This window comes from Streptomyces sp. NPDC002851 (assembly GCF_053591935.1).
Genome location: NZ_JBSFUT010000004.1, coordinates 305,902 through 318,299, shown reverse-complemented (window position 1 = coordinate 318,299; position 12,398 = coordinate 305,902). Strand labels below are relative to the sequence as shown.

The 12,398-nt window shown below is 69.7% G+C and carries 12 protein-coding genes and 1 pseudogene; 5 read left to right on the top strand and 8 right to left on the bottom strand.

Annotated elements, in window-relative coordinates; translation table 11 throughout:
- A partial coding sequence (locus tag ACWD10_RS06850) for a hypothetical protein (protein ID WP_451087829.1) occupies window positions 1–234 on the bottom strand: 234 nt, incomplete at its 3' end.
- Window positions 235–262: 28 nt separating this feature from the next.
- Here ACWD10_RS06850 and ACWD10_RS06845 point away from each other — a divergent pair.
- Window positions 263–880, top strand: a pseudogene (locus ACWD10_RS06845) (hypothetical protein); the annotation flags it as partial.
- A 52-nt stretch (window positions 881–932) separates the two neighbouring features.
- Here the strand turns inward: ACWD10_RS06845 and ACWD10_RS06840 are convergent.
- From ACWD10_RS06840 to ACWD10_RS06825, 4 genes are all read right to left on the bottom strand, one after another.
- Window positions 933–1,967, bottom strand: coding sequence for a tetratricopeptide repeat protein (locus tag ACWD10_RS06840; protein ID WP_451087767.1), 1,035 nt, complete (start codon window positions 1,965–1,967; stop codon window positions 933–935).
- Window positions 1,968–2,168: 201 nt separating this feature from the next.
- The gene (locus ACWD10_RS06835) at window positions 2,169–4,196 is read right to left on the bottom strand and encodes an endoglycosylceramidase (protein ID WP_451087765.1); all 2,028 of its coding nucleotides are present in this window, start codon (window positions 4,194–4,196) and stop codon (window positions 2,169–2,171) included.
- A gap of 136 nt (window positions 4,197–4,332) precedes the next feature.
- Complete coding sequence (locus ACWD10_RS06830) at window positions 4,333–5,340, bottom strand: hypothetical protein (protein ID WP_451087763.1); 1,008 nt, start codon at window positions 5,338–5,340, stop codon at window positions 4,333–4,335.
- A 289-nt stretch (window positions 5,341–5,629) separates the two neighbouring features.
- A complete protein-coding gene (locus ACWD10_RS06825; RefSeq protein WP_451087761.1) occupies window positions 5,630–6,082 on the bottom strand; it encodes an iron chaperone in 453 nt (150 codons plus the stop codon).
- A 213-nt stretch (window positions 6,083–6,295) separates the two neighbouring features.
- Here ACWD10_RS06825 and ACWD10_RS06820 point away from each other — a divergent pair, with 213 nt between their 5' ends.
- The 3 genes from ACWD10_RS06820 (at window position 6,296) to ACWD10_RS06810 (ending at window position 8,026) form a co-directional block, all read left to right on the top strand.
- The gene (locus ACWD10_RS06820) at window positions 6,296–6,868 is read left to right on the top strand and encodes a dihydrofolate reductase family protein (protein ID WP_451087759.1); all 573 of its coding nucleotides are present in this window, start codon (window positions 6,296–6,298) and stop codon (window positions 6,866–6,868) included.
- A 120-nt stretch (window positions 6,869–6,988) separates the two neighbouring features.
- Window positions 6,989–7,222, top strand: coding sequence for an NAD(P)-binding domain-containing protein (locus ACWD10_RS06815; protein ID WP_451087757.1), 234 nt, complete (start codon window positions 6,989–6,991; stop codon window positions 7,220–7,222).
- Between the two features lie 159 nt (window positions 7,223–7,381).
- Entirely contained in the window at window positions 7,382–8,026 is a 645-nt protein-coding gene (locus ACWD10_RS06810; protein WP_451087755.1) for a dihydrofolate reductase family protein, read from the top strand.
- Window positions 8,027–8,069: 43 nt separating this feature from the next.
- Here the strand turns inward: ACWD10_RS06810 and ACWD10_RS06805 are convergent, their stop codons facing one another.
- Window positions 8,070–9,428 carry an esterase-like activity of phytase family protein gene (locus ACWD10_RS06805; RefSeq protein WP_451087753.1) on the bottom strand — a complete coding sequence of 453 codons (1,359 nt, stop codon included), beginning with the start codon at window positions 9,426–9,428 and terminating at the stop codon, window positions 8,070–8,072.
- Between the two features lie 319 nt (window positions 9,429–9,747).
- A complete protein-coding gene (locus ACWD10_RS06800) occupies window positions 9,748–10,047 on the bottom strand; it encodes a winged helix-turn-helix transcriptional regulator (protein ID WP_451087751.1) in 300 nt (99 codons plus the stop codon).
- A gap of 53 nt (window positions 10,048–10,100) precedes the next feature.
- Between ACWD10_RS06800 and ACWD10_RS06795 the strand changes: the two genes are divergently transcribed.
- The gene (locus tag ACWD10_RS06795) at window positions 10,101–10,655 is read left to right on the top strand and encodes a dihydrofolate reductase family protein (protein ID WP_451087749.1); all 555 of its coding nucleotides are present in this window, start codon (window positions 10,101–10,103) and stop codon (window positions 10,653–10,655) included.
- An 85-nt stretch (window positions 10,656–10,740) separates the two neighbouring features.
- On the opposite strand, the gene ACWD10_RS06790 is transcribed toward ACWD10_RS06795, so the two are convergent.
- A complete protein-coding gene (locus ACWD10_RS06790) occupies window positions 10,741–12,375 on the bottom strand; it encodes a DEAD/DEAH box helicase (RefSeq protein ID WP_451087747.1) in 1,635 nt (544 codons plus the stop codon).
- Between the last annotated feature and the right edge of the window lie 23 nt (window positions 12,376–12,398).

The following is a 12,398-nucleotide window of genomic DNA, read 5'->3' as shown; positions in this document are numbered from 1 at the left end:
CGCGCCGATGCCGCCGATGCCGCCGATGCCGCCGATGCCGCCGATGCCGCCGATGCCGCCGATGCCGCCGATGCCGCCGATGCCGCCGATGCCGCCGATGCCGCCGGAACCAACGTGCTGTACGCCGCGTCCGTACGCCACGCGATGGAATTCTTCCCGTACTTCGACGTCGCGCATCTGGCGGACGTGGCCGCCGGCAAGCCGATCGTGCTGCCCGGCCTCGGGGCGTCGCACGGCCCGCGCCCCGGAAAGCCGTGGCGCGCTCGGCACCCTGTGGGACCTGGCGACGTTCTGGCCCAGGGCCGCGCACCCGTTCGCCCGGCTCTGCTACTCCGAGCGGGCCGTTCCCGACCTGTCCTGGCGCATGGCGACCTGGCGCGCACGCAGCGGCGGCCGGATTCTGCTGTCCGGCCATGCGCAGGGCAGCGTGCTCGCCGTCGCGGCCCTGTGGCAATTGAGCCCGTCGGACCGAAGGCACGTCCACCTCCTCACGTACGGTTCGCCCCTGGAGCGCATCTACGGCCGCTGGTTCCCGGCCTACTTCGGACCTGCCGCGCTGCAGACCCTCCAAGCGGAAGTGGACAGCTGGCGCAACCTCTACCGGCCCACGGACCCCATCGGCGGCCCCATCCGCCTTCCCGGAGACTCCGGTCCCGCCGTGGACCGCGAGCCCCTCAAGGACCCGATCTCCTACGGCCGCACCATTGAGGATCCCCTGCCCGCCCCGATCCGGGGGCACCACTCCTACGAGTCCGACCCGGCCTTCGACGAGGAGCGGCTCCGCACGCTGCACCGTACGCGCACACCACCGAACAGGCCCGACGCGGCGCCCCCGGCTCAGCCCGTCCGCCCGGAACGTACCGGCGACCGGCAGCTGTGAACCGCGGAAATACGGACCGGGCTCTTCGCTCTGCCGTGTCGTCCGCATGCCATCAGCGATCCCGAGCGGGTCCCGTTCCGGATACCTCGGCCCGGAAGCTGACGACCATGTCGCGGGCGTGCCGCAGTCCCATGTGCGCGAAGTTCCGCTCCAGGGCGTCCAGTTCAGCGAGGGTTTCCGTACGGTCGCGGCCGAGCCGGGCGCGGGACTTGGTCAGGCCGAGGCGGGACAGGGCCGCGCCGCGGGGCTCGCGTATGGCGTCGAACTCCTCCCGGGAACGGCGATAGGTGTCGCGTGCCGCCTCGTAGCGACCGGCCCGGTAAAGGACATTGGCGCGCATCTTGTGGTTGTAGGCGAGGGCGCTCGCCAGGTTCATCGCTCGGCATATCTCCTCGGCCTCGGACAGTAGGCCGAGTGCCCGGTCGGTTTCGCCACGGACCGACAGGACGTCGGCGACTCCGCGCAGCGACCAGGCGCGTCCGCGGGCGTCATCCGCCTCCGCCGCTGTCCGCGCGGACTCCTCGAACAGCTCGAGTGCCTGGTCGAAGGCGCCGGTGTTGCGGTGCATCTGGGCGATTCCGGACAACGCCCAGACGATGTGCCGGGCCTCGCCGTGCGCTCGGCCCTGCTCCAGGAGTTGCTCGTGGAGCTCGGCCACGGCGGCGTAATCACCCTGGATGCGTCCCGTCTCGGCAAGGCCCGCGAGCGCATAGCCGTGGGCGAGCCGGTCCCCGCTGCCCGCCGCCAGGGTGACGGCATGCGTGAGGAGGCGGCGGGCCAGCGGCAGCGAGCCGCACTGGCGGGCGAGGGTGCCGCCGCTCCACAGCGCCCATGCCATAGCCCCGGTGTCACCGGCGGCCCGCGCGCTGCGGTAGCTCTCCCGCCAGGCGGCACCGGCCTCGTCCACCCGGCCGAGCCGCCGGTTGGCCTCGGCGAGCGCGAGCGAGGCACGGGCCCGTTCCCGCGCACACCCCGAACCGGACCGGATGCGGCTCGCCGCCGCCCGTACGTCCTCGTACGAGGAGTTCACACTCAGCGCCGAGCCCAACTCGCCCTGGTACTCCGGGGCGAACGCCTTGCCGTACATGCTTCCGTGGCCTCTCGATCATCTCTTGCATCATCTCTGTGCTTGATCGAGAACCTATGAGCCGTACGGGGTGCGGGTAATCAGTCCACGTATGGGTCCTGTCGTCCGACTCGAGTGCTACGGATGGGGCCGTACTCATCACCGCGACGTACGGGGTGGTCTGCCCTCCGGCAGAGGGCGGGGGCGGTGGTGGCGCGATGGCTACTCCCCCGCGACGCCGCCCCTATCCCCCGTATCCCCTGTGCCACCCCTATTCCCCGTACCGCCCGCATTCCCCGTACCGCCCATGCCGTCGAAGCCGGACGTGTTCACCCACCGGGCGAGTTCGTCGCGTACCGCCGCGCGCTCGGCCGGGGTCGACGGCGCGCTGGTGACCAGGGCGAAGTGGAGGCCCTTGGCGTCGCCCGTGCCGTCCGCTTCGAGCAGCAGGCGACGGGCCCGGGTACCGCCCGGTTCCCGTGTGATGGTGCCGTTGCCGAGGTCGGAGACGACGGTCGTCGTGTCCGGGTCGAATGCCTGCGGCAGGTGGAGTTCGGTGGGTGCCTGGGTGCCGTTGCCGCGCCACACCAGGACGCCGTACGGATGACCGGAGTCCGTTTCCCCGGCGAGCAGGCGCTTCAACTGAGGCAGGGAGTCGGGGAGTTGATTCCAGCGGGGCGCCTTGCCCTCGCCGCCTTCGCCGCTCTCGTTCCTCTCGTCGCCCTCGTCGCGCGAGCGGTCCTCGTACGTGAAGGCCAGGGTGTGCCCGGCGACGGCGCTCGGGTACAGGCGGTCCACGAGGCGCGGGTCGACGCGGAGCCGGGGCTCGCCCTGGTCGTCGAGGTGCACGGCGGACAGGTCCTCGCCGTTCCAGGCGTCGCCCTCGGTGAGGATCTTGTCCGGGTTGCCGTTCATGGCCTCGTGGTGGCGGCCGTTGTAGATGTCCCACTGCCATTGCGTGGCGGAGAGCACGGGCCCGGAGCCGGTGGGGTCGAACCACCAGTTGCGGCCGTCCACGGCGCTGTCGAGCGCCTGGTACTGGCCCTTCACCACGGAGGGCGCCAGGTGCGAGGCGGTCCCGGTGAGCGGATGCCCGAACTCGCTGACGATCGCGGGGGCGTTGAGGCCGCGGGAGCGTTCGCGTACGACCTCGAAGTCCTGGAGGTACTCGCCGTCGCGGGCCCGCCCCAGCTCGAAGAAGCCGGACATGCGGGCCTGGTCGTAGAAGTGGCTGTTGAAGACGTACCGCGGGCCGATCGTGCCGTCCCCGTTGCCCGCGTCCGCGTCACGCAGCCCGCCGGGCTCCTTCATGAAGGCGAGGTTGGAGTTCCAGAAGAGCCCGGGCTCCACGAAGGCGGGCTTGGCGCGCCAGCCGGCGGCGTCCATACGGGCCCGGAACCGCTCGTAGAAGGGCCAAAGCCGCTGCCGTTCCCAGGAGGCGTTGTTCTCGCCCTGCTCGTACTGCCCGGCGTACGGCTCATTGTACGGGTCGATCCCCGCGATCCCCGCGAACTCCGCGTCGCTGAGGTGGTCGGCCAGGTGCCGCATCGTCGCCTGCGCCGCGTCGAGGAAGGCGTCCTGAACGCCGATGGTGGTTCCCTGAGCGGTGATGCGGCGGTTGTGCCAGAAGTCGCGTGCGGCGTCCTTGACGGCCTGATTCTGGGTGATGTTCTGCCCCCAGTGCACGCACACGCCGCAGAACTCCTTGCCGTATTCCCCGGCTTCGATCACCCAGGCGGGGGCGCCGTCGCCCTGGTACCAGCTGTCCGGGCCGAAGAGATGCTGCGAGTAGAGGTCCTGGTGGAAGTCGGGCAGGACGCGAAGGCCGACGGCGAGGAACTCCCGTATCTGCGCGGTGGCTTGACGCACGTAGGTCTCGTCCATCCGCCCGGGCGCGGGCTGTGCCGCGGACCAGGAGAGCAGGAAGCGCACCGTATTGGCGCCGCCGAGTTCGCGCACCGCTCGGGCGGCTGTGCGTGCGTCGGCGACGTCGGCGAAGGGCAGTCCGCCGTTCTCGGCGAGCTTGGTCTCGCCGGATACGTTGAAGCCGCGCAGGACGACTTCGCGGCCTTGTCCGTCGATGAAGTGCGTGCCGCGTACGTCGAGTTGAGCGGCATGCTCGGGGGCGGACCCGGCGCCTCTTTCGTCCGCTGCCGCCCGTCCCTGCCCGACCGTGCCGCCGGGTAACAGGAGCAGCGCCGCGGCAAGCACCGCCACGGCGGACGACCTGGACCTCCCGCGTATCGCCATGGGCGCACTGTGCGGGGGATGCCCGCAACTTTCAAGGGGCACAAGGGGTACAAGGGGTATCGGCCGATGGCGACATTGAGTTGGCGCGATACGTCGCGGGATATGTCGCGCGAAACATCGCGCGATACGTCGCCGTTCAGGCGCTCTCCGGGCCGACGCCCGGCACCGGCTCCCGTGTCGGCTCCCAGCCCGGATGGCCCTGCTGGTGTGCGCGTACGGCTTCCCGCAGGTGATCGTCCATCACCGTGAAGGCTTCGCCGCTGCGGTCCTGCACCGCGTGGTGGATCAGATGGAAGGGGGCGAGGGGCAGGAGGCCGAGGTCCGGGTCGGGGCAGATGACCGGCTGGTCGATGTCCGCGCCCCAGCCCCAGGATCCGCCGACGGTGCGCAGGAGGACCTCGCCGACGTACATCATGGCGGCCGTGAGCAGCTCCGACTCGGCGTCGAAGTCCTCGCCTGCCCGCCAGTTGGCGAGGATGACGGACTCCAGCGGGACGAGGGACGCGGGTGTGTAGTCGAAGGGGAAGGCCGGGTCGAGGTGGGACGACCGGAGTGCGTCCAGGGTCTCGGGCATGCCGTTCTTCCAGGCGTCAAGCTTCCAGTCGGGCCACTGGATCGACTCCGGCACCTGTGCGTCCACGCCGGGGGTGAGGGCGCGGGACGGCTCCCAGCCGGGGGCCTCCTCCTGGAGCGTGGCCATGGCCGAGCGCAGCCGCTCGACCTCCTGCGCGAACGCGTTCCCGCTGCGCACCCGCAACGCGTACGAGATCAGCAGGAGCGGCGCGACCGGACGCTCCCCCAGGTCCGGATCGGGGCAGACGACGGGCTGCCCGTCGAACCCCTCCAGGGGCCGGGTGTTCCAGCCCCAGTTCCCGCCCGCCACGAACAGCAGCACCTCCCCGAGGTACGCCATGGCGGCCTCGACGAAGCCCGTGCCCTCCTCCACCTCGCGCAGCGGGTGGTAGAAGTCCAGGAGGCAATCCTCCAGGACGTCCAGGGACTCGGCGGAGAAGTCCAGCGGGAAGCCCTCGGGGAGCAGCACGTCCCGCAGCCGGTCGACGCAGCCCGGGACGTCGTCGAGCCACTCGTCGAGCAGCTGCTGCGGCGACTTGCCGCCCGGCTCTGTATCTGTGTTCAAGGCCATGCGGGCACTCTACGGAGGAGTGGTCGGCTGTGCTAACTCCCGTTGGCGCACGGCAAGTTGCCGTTGAAGTCTCCCTTCAGGTCTGCTCTCAGGCCTGCTCCGTGCACGCGTTCCGCGGCCTGGAGCGCTGAGTCCCCCTCCACGCCGCAGCCCCGTAAGCGCTTCGAACGTACGTGTGGACCATGTTCGACTTCGCCTCCGAACGAGGTGACCGTGACCGCCACCATCGACGGCACCACCCACACCGACACCGTCACCTGGCAGTGTCTGATGTGCGCGGTGCGCTGAGTCAGCTCACCGCCCGCTTCACCAGTGCGGCGATCCGCTCCTCCACCTCGTCGGTCACCTCGGTCAGGGCGAAGGACGTCGGCCACATCGTGCCGTCGTCCAGCTTCGCCGGGTCGTTGAACCCGAGCGTCGCGTACCGCGACTTGAACTTCGCCGCGCTCTGGAAGAAGCAGACGACCTTGCCGTCCAGTGCGTAGGCGGGCATCCCGTACCAGAGCTTCGGGGCGAGGGCCGGGGCGTTGGCGGTGATGACGGCATGGACGCGCTCGGCCATGATCCGGTCGGTGTCCGGCATCTCGGCGATCTTCGCGAGCACGTCCCGCGCCGCCTCCGCCGCCTTGTCCGCACGCGAACTGCGCCGCGCCGCCTTCTTCTGCTCTTGGGCGTGCTCCTTCATCGCGGCCCGTTCCTCGGCCGTGAATCCCTCGTACGAACTGTTCTCGCTGCTGGTCATGTCACTCCTGTAGGAATCTCGCCCCTCCCCCGATCCTGGTCCACCCCGCCGCCGCCCACCAGCCCCACGCGGCCACCGCTCTCGATCAGTCCTGAGCCTTGATCACTCATGCGCCCTGGTGGAGTCTGAGACCGCATCACTGCACCACCGCACCACCGCACTCCCGCCCACCCCGCCGCACCCGAGCGGTACCGCGAACCCAGGAGAACCAGGATGCGCACTCTGATCAGTACCGCTTTCGTTTCGCTCGACGGCGTCGTGGAAGCCCCGGGCGGCGAGCCCGGCTACCGGAACTCCGGCTGGACCTTCAAGGGCATCGAGTTCGTCCCGGAGGCGTTCGAGATCAAGGGCCGGGAGCAGAAGGAAGCCACCGCGATGCTCTTCGGCCGGGTCAGCTACGAGGCGTTCAGCCCCGTCTGGCCGGACATGGAGGAGTTCGCGGACTACAAGCCGCTGCCGAAGTACGTCGTCTCCACCACCATCACCGAAGACGACCTGGTCTCCAACTGGGGCGAGACCACCATCCTGCGCTCCCTCGACGAGGTCGCCGCGCTCAAGGAGACCGAGGGCGGCCCGATCATCATGCACGGCAGCGCCACCCTCAACCGGAACCTGTCCGACGCCGGTCTGATCGACCGCTACCACCTGCTCGTCTTCCCGCTGCTGCTCGGCGCGGGCAAGCGGCTGTTCAGCGGCGCGGACAAGGACACGCAGAAGCTGAAGCTCGTCGAGCACGAGGCGTACGCCAACGGCGTGCAGAAGAACGTCTTCGACGTCATCCACTGACACCACAGGGGCCACAGGGTCGGCAAGATCGCACATATCGCACATCAGGGAGGCGGACAACTCCCCCCCCGTGGAGCCCGTACCGCCGCGGAGCTGTCCGCGCGCTACGACGGCGTACAGGTGTGCCACGACAACCAGGAGGTGGTGGACCGCTCCGAGGTAGTGATCATCGCCGTACGCCGAACGGACCGGCACGAAGCACTCGCCGGCCTGCGCGTGGACGGCGACAAGACGGTGATCAACGTGATGGCCGGCGTCGGCAACGACGAGCTGCGCCACATCCTCACCACCGACGCCGCGTTCGTACGGGCCATCCCCCTGCCCTCCGTACGCGAACGCCGCTCCGTCACGTGACGTATCCGTCCCACCCGGTCCTCGACGACCTCCTCACGGACCTGACCTAGGCAGTTTCACCCGGTCACGGTCACGGCCACGGCGCCACGGCCACGGCGATGAGTTTTCCCGGCCAGGGGAGTCTCATAGTCATCAAAAGAACTACGCAGGAGGAAGCACGTGGATCAGCTGCTGAGAGTCCAGAACTTCAACGTCTCGCGGGACGGATTCGGCGCCGGTGAGAACCAGAGCCTGGAGAAGCCGTTCGGCGACGCCGATCCCGGGGACATGTTCGCTTGGTGCGGCGCCACGGCAAGCTGGCCCAACCGCACCGACCCCGGCGGGACGCGCGGCCTCGACGACTACTTCACGCGAGACTTCGCACACAACATCGGCGCCGAGATCATGGGCCGCAACAAGTTCGGCCCCCAGCGCGGCCCCTGGGAGGACTACGAGTGGAAGGGCTGGTGGGGTGACGAACCCCCCTTCCACACCCCGGTGTTCGTCATGACCCACCACAAGCGTCCTTCGTTCACGCTCTCCGACACCACGTTCCACTTCGTCGACGGCGACCCGGCCACCGTCCTCGCACAGGCGAAGGAGGCGGCGCAGGGCAAGGACGTCCGACTCGGCGGCGGGGCCACCACCATCCGGGAGTTCCTCGACGCCGACCTCGTCGACACGATGCACGTGGCGGTCTCGCAGGTGAAGCTCGGATCGGGGTCACGCCTCTGGGAGTCCCCCGATGAACTGCTCGACCGGTTCCACCTCGAGGTCGTACCCAGCCCGAGCGGCGTGATCCACCACCTGTTCTGGCGAAAGTGACCGGGCGGAGGTGCTCCGGCGGCGACCTCGGACCGGAAGGAGGTCAGCGGGGCAGGTAGGCGTGGACCGGCCGAGGCAGCCGGATGGTGATGAGCCTGGACCGTACGCCGCTGTCGACCAACCGTCCTCCCTCATCGAAGGACCCGACCCCGAAGTCGTTGTCGTTCGCGACCACGAGCGTGGACGGGTCGGCGAGCGCGATGCCCTCGATCTTGTCCGGAATGCCGGGCACCGTATCGAGGTCGACCACCAGCTTCTTCCGCGGGACCCGGATCCCGTCGGCGGCCGGTGCGGCGAGCTGCTCCAGACTGGGGCTTGTGGCCCGGTCGTCGTACCGCCCGCCGAGGATGTTGGTCGCATCGCCGAGATCCACCCCGTAGATCCTGGCGACCGCATCCGTGCGCTCCTCAAGGAGCAGCCGTCCGCCGCCGAGGGCGACCATCCCGGACACCTTCATCTCGCTCGGCTTGCCGCAGCTGTCCGGGTCGAGGTCGCAGACGTCGTCGAGGCGGTGCGCGTACTCGGCCGTGACCTTGCCGCTGACCAGGTCGAAGGCGAAGAGACGCAGATTGCGGGACGCGTCTCCGGCGGCCTTGTCCGGGTGGGACAGCGGGGACTGCATGGCGAGGTAGAGGGTGCGCTGGTCCGGGTCGAGGGCGATGGCCTCGAAGCCCCGGTTCTGCTTACGGGCCGTCAGAATGTCGGGCAGCGTCCGCTCGACCGGGTAGTCGGCGCCTTCACCACGCCACCCCTTCGGCACGTGCCGGGCGAGCACCTTGCCCTCGGCGGAGATGTGCAGCAAGGAAGGCCCGTACTCGTCGACGGCCCAGAACTCACCGTCGGCCGTGCGGACAAGACCCTCGGCGTCGACGCCATTCACGTTGTAGGGAAGCTGCCGCTTCCCGGAAACGTCGTACGGAGCCTCGTCGTACCCGGGCACATTGGAGAGCCCGGTGACGCCCTTCCCCGCGGAATCCGTGACCGGGATGGCCCGCAACACCCTTAGTTCACCTCCCTCCTGACGCACCTTCACGAGAGCCGGGGTGAAGCCGGGCACGGGAAACGTACGACGCTTCGCACCCTCCACCATGACCTCACCATTCGGGCCGCGATCGGTCATCATCCAGAACTCACCCGACCGCCCGCCCGCTTCACGGAACAGCCCCGAGCCGACCCCGCCAAGGGCCACTCCGCGATCGTCGTCGACGCTCCCGGGCAGCAGTTGATTACTGAACTCGCCCAGCGGGATACGCGGCAGGGAGGCCTCAGACACGACCCGCGGAGTCGTGTCCCGGTCCACGGACGTCGTGGTTCCGGCACTGCCGGGCAGGGCCAGGGTGAGCGACCCGACCAAGGCAGCACAGGCGCCCGTGGAGAGGGTGACGATGCGGATACGGCGCACAGTTGGCTTCCTTGTCGGTGACGGCGGCAGCGGATTGCTCGGCGCGGAGGGTGGCGACCCACCTGCGGTGACGCGACGCGACCGTACGGACAACCGGGGACGTACGGGTCATCCTCAGGTGACCCGCGGACGACGGAAGAGTTAACGACAGACTCGCGTGGTCGGGACGCGCGGATTCCCCGTACTTCGAACTCCCCATCATTTCCGGGAGGGGGCGTGACGCTCACGCGAGGGGATTGAGGGCCCGGCGCAGCACGGCCGGGTTTTCACCCAGTGGTTCATGCCCGAGCAGTTCAGGACCGGCCTGGCCGTGAACTGGTCAGCCCCCTGCGGATGCTGCGGATGCTGCGGATGCTTCAGCAATGGCCGCCTCGTACGCCGCGGCCAGCCGCTCGTACGCGTAGTTCCCTGGTGGTGGGCGGTGGCGCAGGCCCCAGGCGGCGAGGTGGGCCATGACGGGGACGAGTCGGATCGCCGGTTCCGTGAGGCTGTATGTCGCGCGCTGCCCGGGCTTGACGTCGTCCCTGGTGAGCAGGCCTTCCTCGACCAGGGTCCGCAGCCGGTCGGCGAGGATGTTGGAGGCGATGCCACTAGCGTACGGAGTGCTTGTGATGTGCAAGTGCCCGGCTCCCCCTCCCCGGCAAGCACCCGGACACGATCGGAGATGAACCCGTGCGCAAGCTCTTCTCTTACGTGGCGATCAGCCTCGACGGCTACTACGAAGGCCCGAACGGCGAGTTCGACTGGCCCAACGTCGACGCGGAGTACTTCGAGTTCGCCAACCAGAGCGACGCCTACATCGACACGCTGCTGTTCGGCCGGGCGGGATACGAGCACATGGCCGCGTACTGGCCGAACGCCACCGGGCCCGACCCCGAGATCGTCGAGTTCATGAACAACGTGAAGAAGGTCGTGTTCTCCTCCACCCTGGAGAAGGCGGACTGGAACAACACGACCCTCGTCGACGGCAAGAACCTGGCCGAGACCGTCAAGGCGCTGAAGCAGCAACCGGGCGGCAAGGAGATGGCGCTGTTCGGCAGCGTGACGCTGACCGCGAGCCTGCTCGAACTCGGCCTGATCGACGAGCTGCGCGTGCTCGTGAACCCGATCATCCTGAGCGAGGGCCACTCGCTGTACTCGACGCTGAACAGGCGCATCCCGCTGGAACTGTGGCGTACGACGACGTTCCGCTCCGGCAATGTCCAGCTGACCTACCGGCCTGCCTGATGCGTGGCGGCTATGCCGACGACCAGCCGGGGCGGAGTCACCCGCTCTCGCGTGCGCACGCCGCCCCTCCCCCGACTCCCCTGGCTCAGCTGGCGCGCCCCGTGGGCAGGCCGCTGCGGCCAGGACGGCCACGCCGTGCGCGGCTCTGTCCCTGACCGGCGCCACGAGCCTGGCCCTGACCACCCTGACCGCCGCCCTGAGCGCGCTGGGCGCCCTGAGCACCGGCACCCTCGCGCCGCGCCCGCGACCTCCGAGAATTGCGTGAGCTCCGCGACGACGGCGACGCTCCGGAACCAGAACGCCGCTGCGGCTGCGCAGGCTCCGGTACCTCGAGCGTCACGGCGACCCCGGACGGCTCGCGCGCACCGGTGATGCGGGTCAACTCCTCGTCGCTGGAGCGGATCTGGGCGGTTCGCGGGGTGATGCCCGCGTGCGACATCAGGCGGGTCATCTCCCGCTTCTGGGGCGGCAGGACCAGCGTGACGACGCTGCCGGACTCACCGGCGCGGGCGGTGCGGCCGCCGCGGTGCAGATAGTCCTTGTGGTCCATGGGCGGGTCCACGTTGACCACGAGGTCGAGGTCGTCGATGTGGATGCCGCGGGCCGCGACGTTCGTCGCGATCAGCGCGGTGACCTGTCCGTTCTTGAACTGGTCAAGGGTCCGGTTGCGCTGCGGCTGGGAGCGCCCGCCGTGCAGCGCGGCGGCGCGCACCCCGCTGGCAAGGAGCCGCTTGGCGAAGCGGTCCGCGGCACGCTTGGTGTCCACGAACATGATCACCCGGCCGTCGCGGGCCGCGATCCGCGTGGCCACGGCCTTCTTGTCGCTCTCGTCCGCGACGTGCAGCACATGGTGGTCCATGGTGACGACGGCACCCGCGGACGGGTCGACGCTGTGCACCACGGGATCCGAGAGGAACATCCGCACCAGGCGGTCGATGTTCTTGTCCAGCGTCGCCGAGAACAGCATCCGTTGGCCGCCCGGCTCGACCTGCTTCAGGAGAGCGGTGACCTGGGGCATGAAGCCCATGTCGGCCATCTGGTCGGCCTCGTCGAGGACGGTGATGGCCACCTCGTCGAGGCGGCAGTCGCCGCGGTCGATGAGGTCCTTGAGCCGCCCGGGCGTCGCCACCAGAACCTCGGCTCCACGGCGCAGCGATCCGGCCTGGCGGCCGATCGACATGCCGCCGACGACGGTGGTCAGCCGCAGCTGCACGGAGGTGGCGTACGGCGAAAGGGCGTCGGTCACCTGCTGGGCGAGCTCACGCGTGGGTACGAGGACCAGCGCGAGCGGCGCCTTGGGTTCCGCGCGGCGGCCGGCGGTGCGGGCGAGCAGGGCCAGGCCGAAGGCGAGGGTCTTGCCCGAGCCGGTGCGCCCGCGGCCGAGTATGTCCCGGCCCGCGAGGGAGTTCGGCAGGGTCGCGCCCTGGATCGGGAAGGGCTCGGTCACACCCTGGGCGGTGAGCGTCTTGAGCAGAGCGGCGGGCATGTCAAGGTCGGCGAAGGCGTCGACGGCGGGCAGCGCCGGGACGACGGTTTCCGGCATGGCGAACTCGCCCTGCGGGGGCACGGAGCGCCGAGCGGGGGCCCTACGGCCCTGGCCCTGGCCCTGGCCACCTTGCGCCCTTCGACCAGGATTTGTCGCCGCGGGCTTGCCTGCGGGCTTTCCTGCGGACTTCCCGGCATTGCTTCTGGCGCGGGCAGGACGTGCGGAGCGGGTCATGCAGAATTGCCTTCCTGAGCCTC

Bases quoted from the DNA above. Each gene is read 5' to 3' on its own strand.
- ACWD10_RS06840 (WP_451087767.1), bottom strand. From the start codon at position 1,967: ATGTACGGCAAGGCGTTCGCCCCGGAGTACCAGGGCGAGTTGGGCTCG.
- ACWD10_RS06835 (WP_451087765.1), bottom strand. From the start codon at position 4,196: ATGGCGATACGCGGGAGGTCCAGGTCGTCCGCCGTGGCGGTGCTTGCC.
- ACWD10_RS06830 (WP_451087763.1), bottom strand. From the start codon at position 5,340: ATGGCCTTGAACACAGATACAGAGCCGGGCGGCAAGTCGCCGCAGCAG.
- ACWD10_RS06825 (WP_451087761.1), bottom strand. From the start codon at position 6,082: ATGACCAGCAGCGAGAACAGTTCGTACGAGGGATTCACGGCCGAGGAA.
- ACWD10_RS06820 (WP_451087759.1), top strand. From the start codon at position 6,296: ATGCGCACTCTGATCAGTACCGCTTTCGTTTCGCTCGACGGCGTCGTG.
- ACWD10_RS06790 (WP_451087747.1), bottom strand. From the start codon at position 12,375: ATGACCCGCTCCGCACGTCCTGCCCGCGCCAGAAGCAATGCCGGGAAG.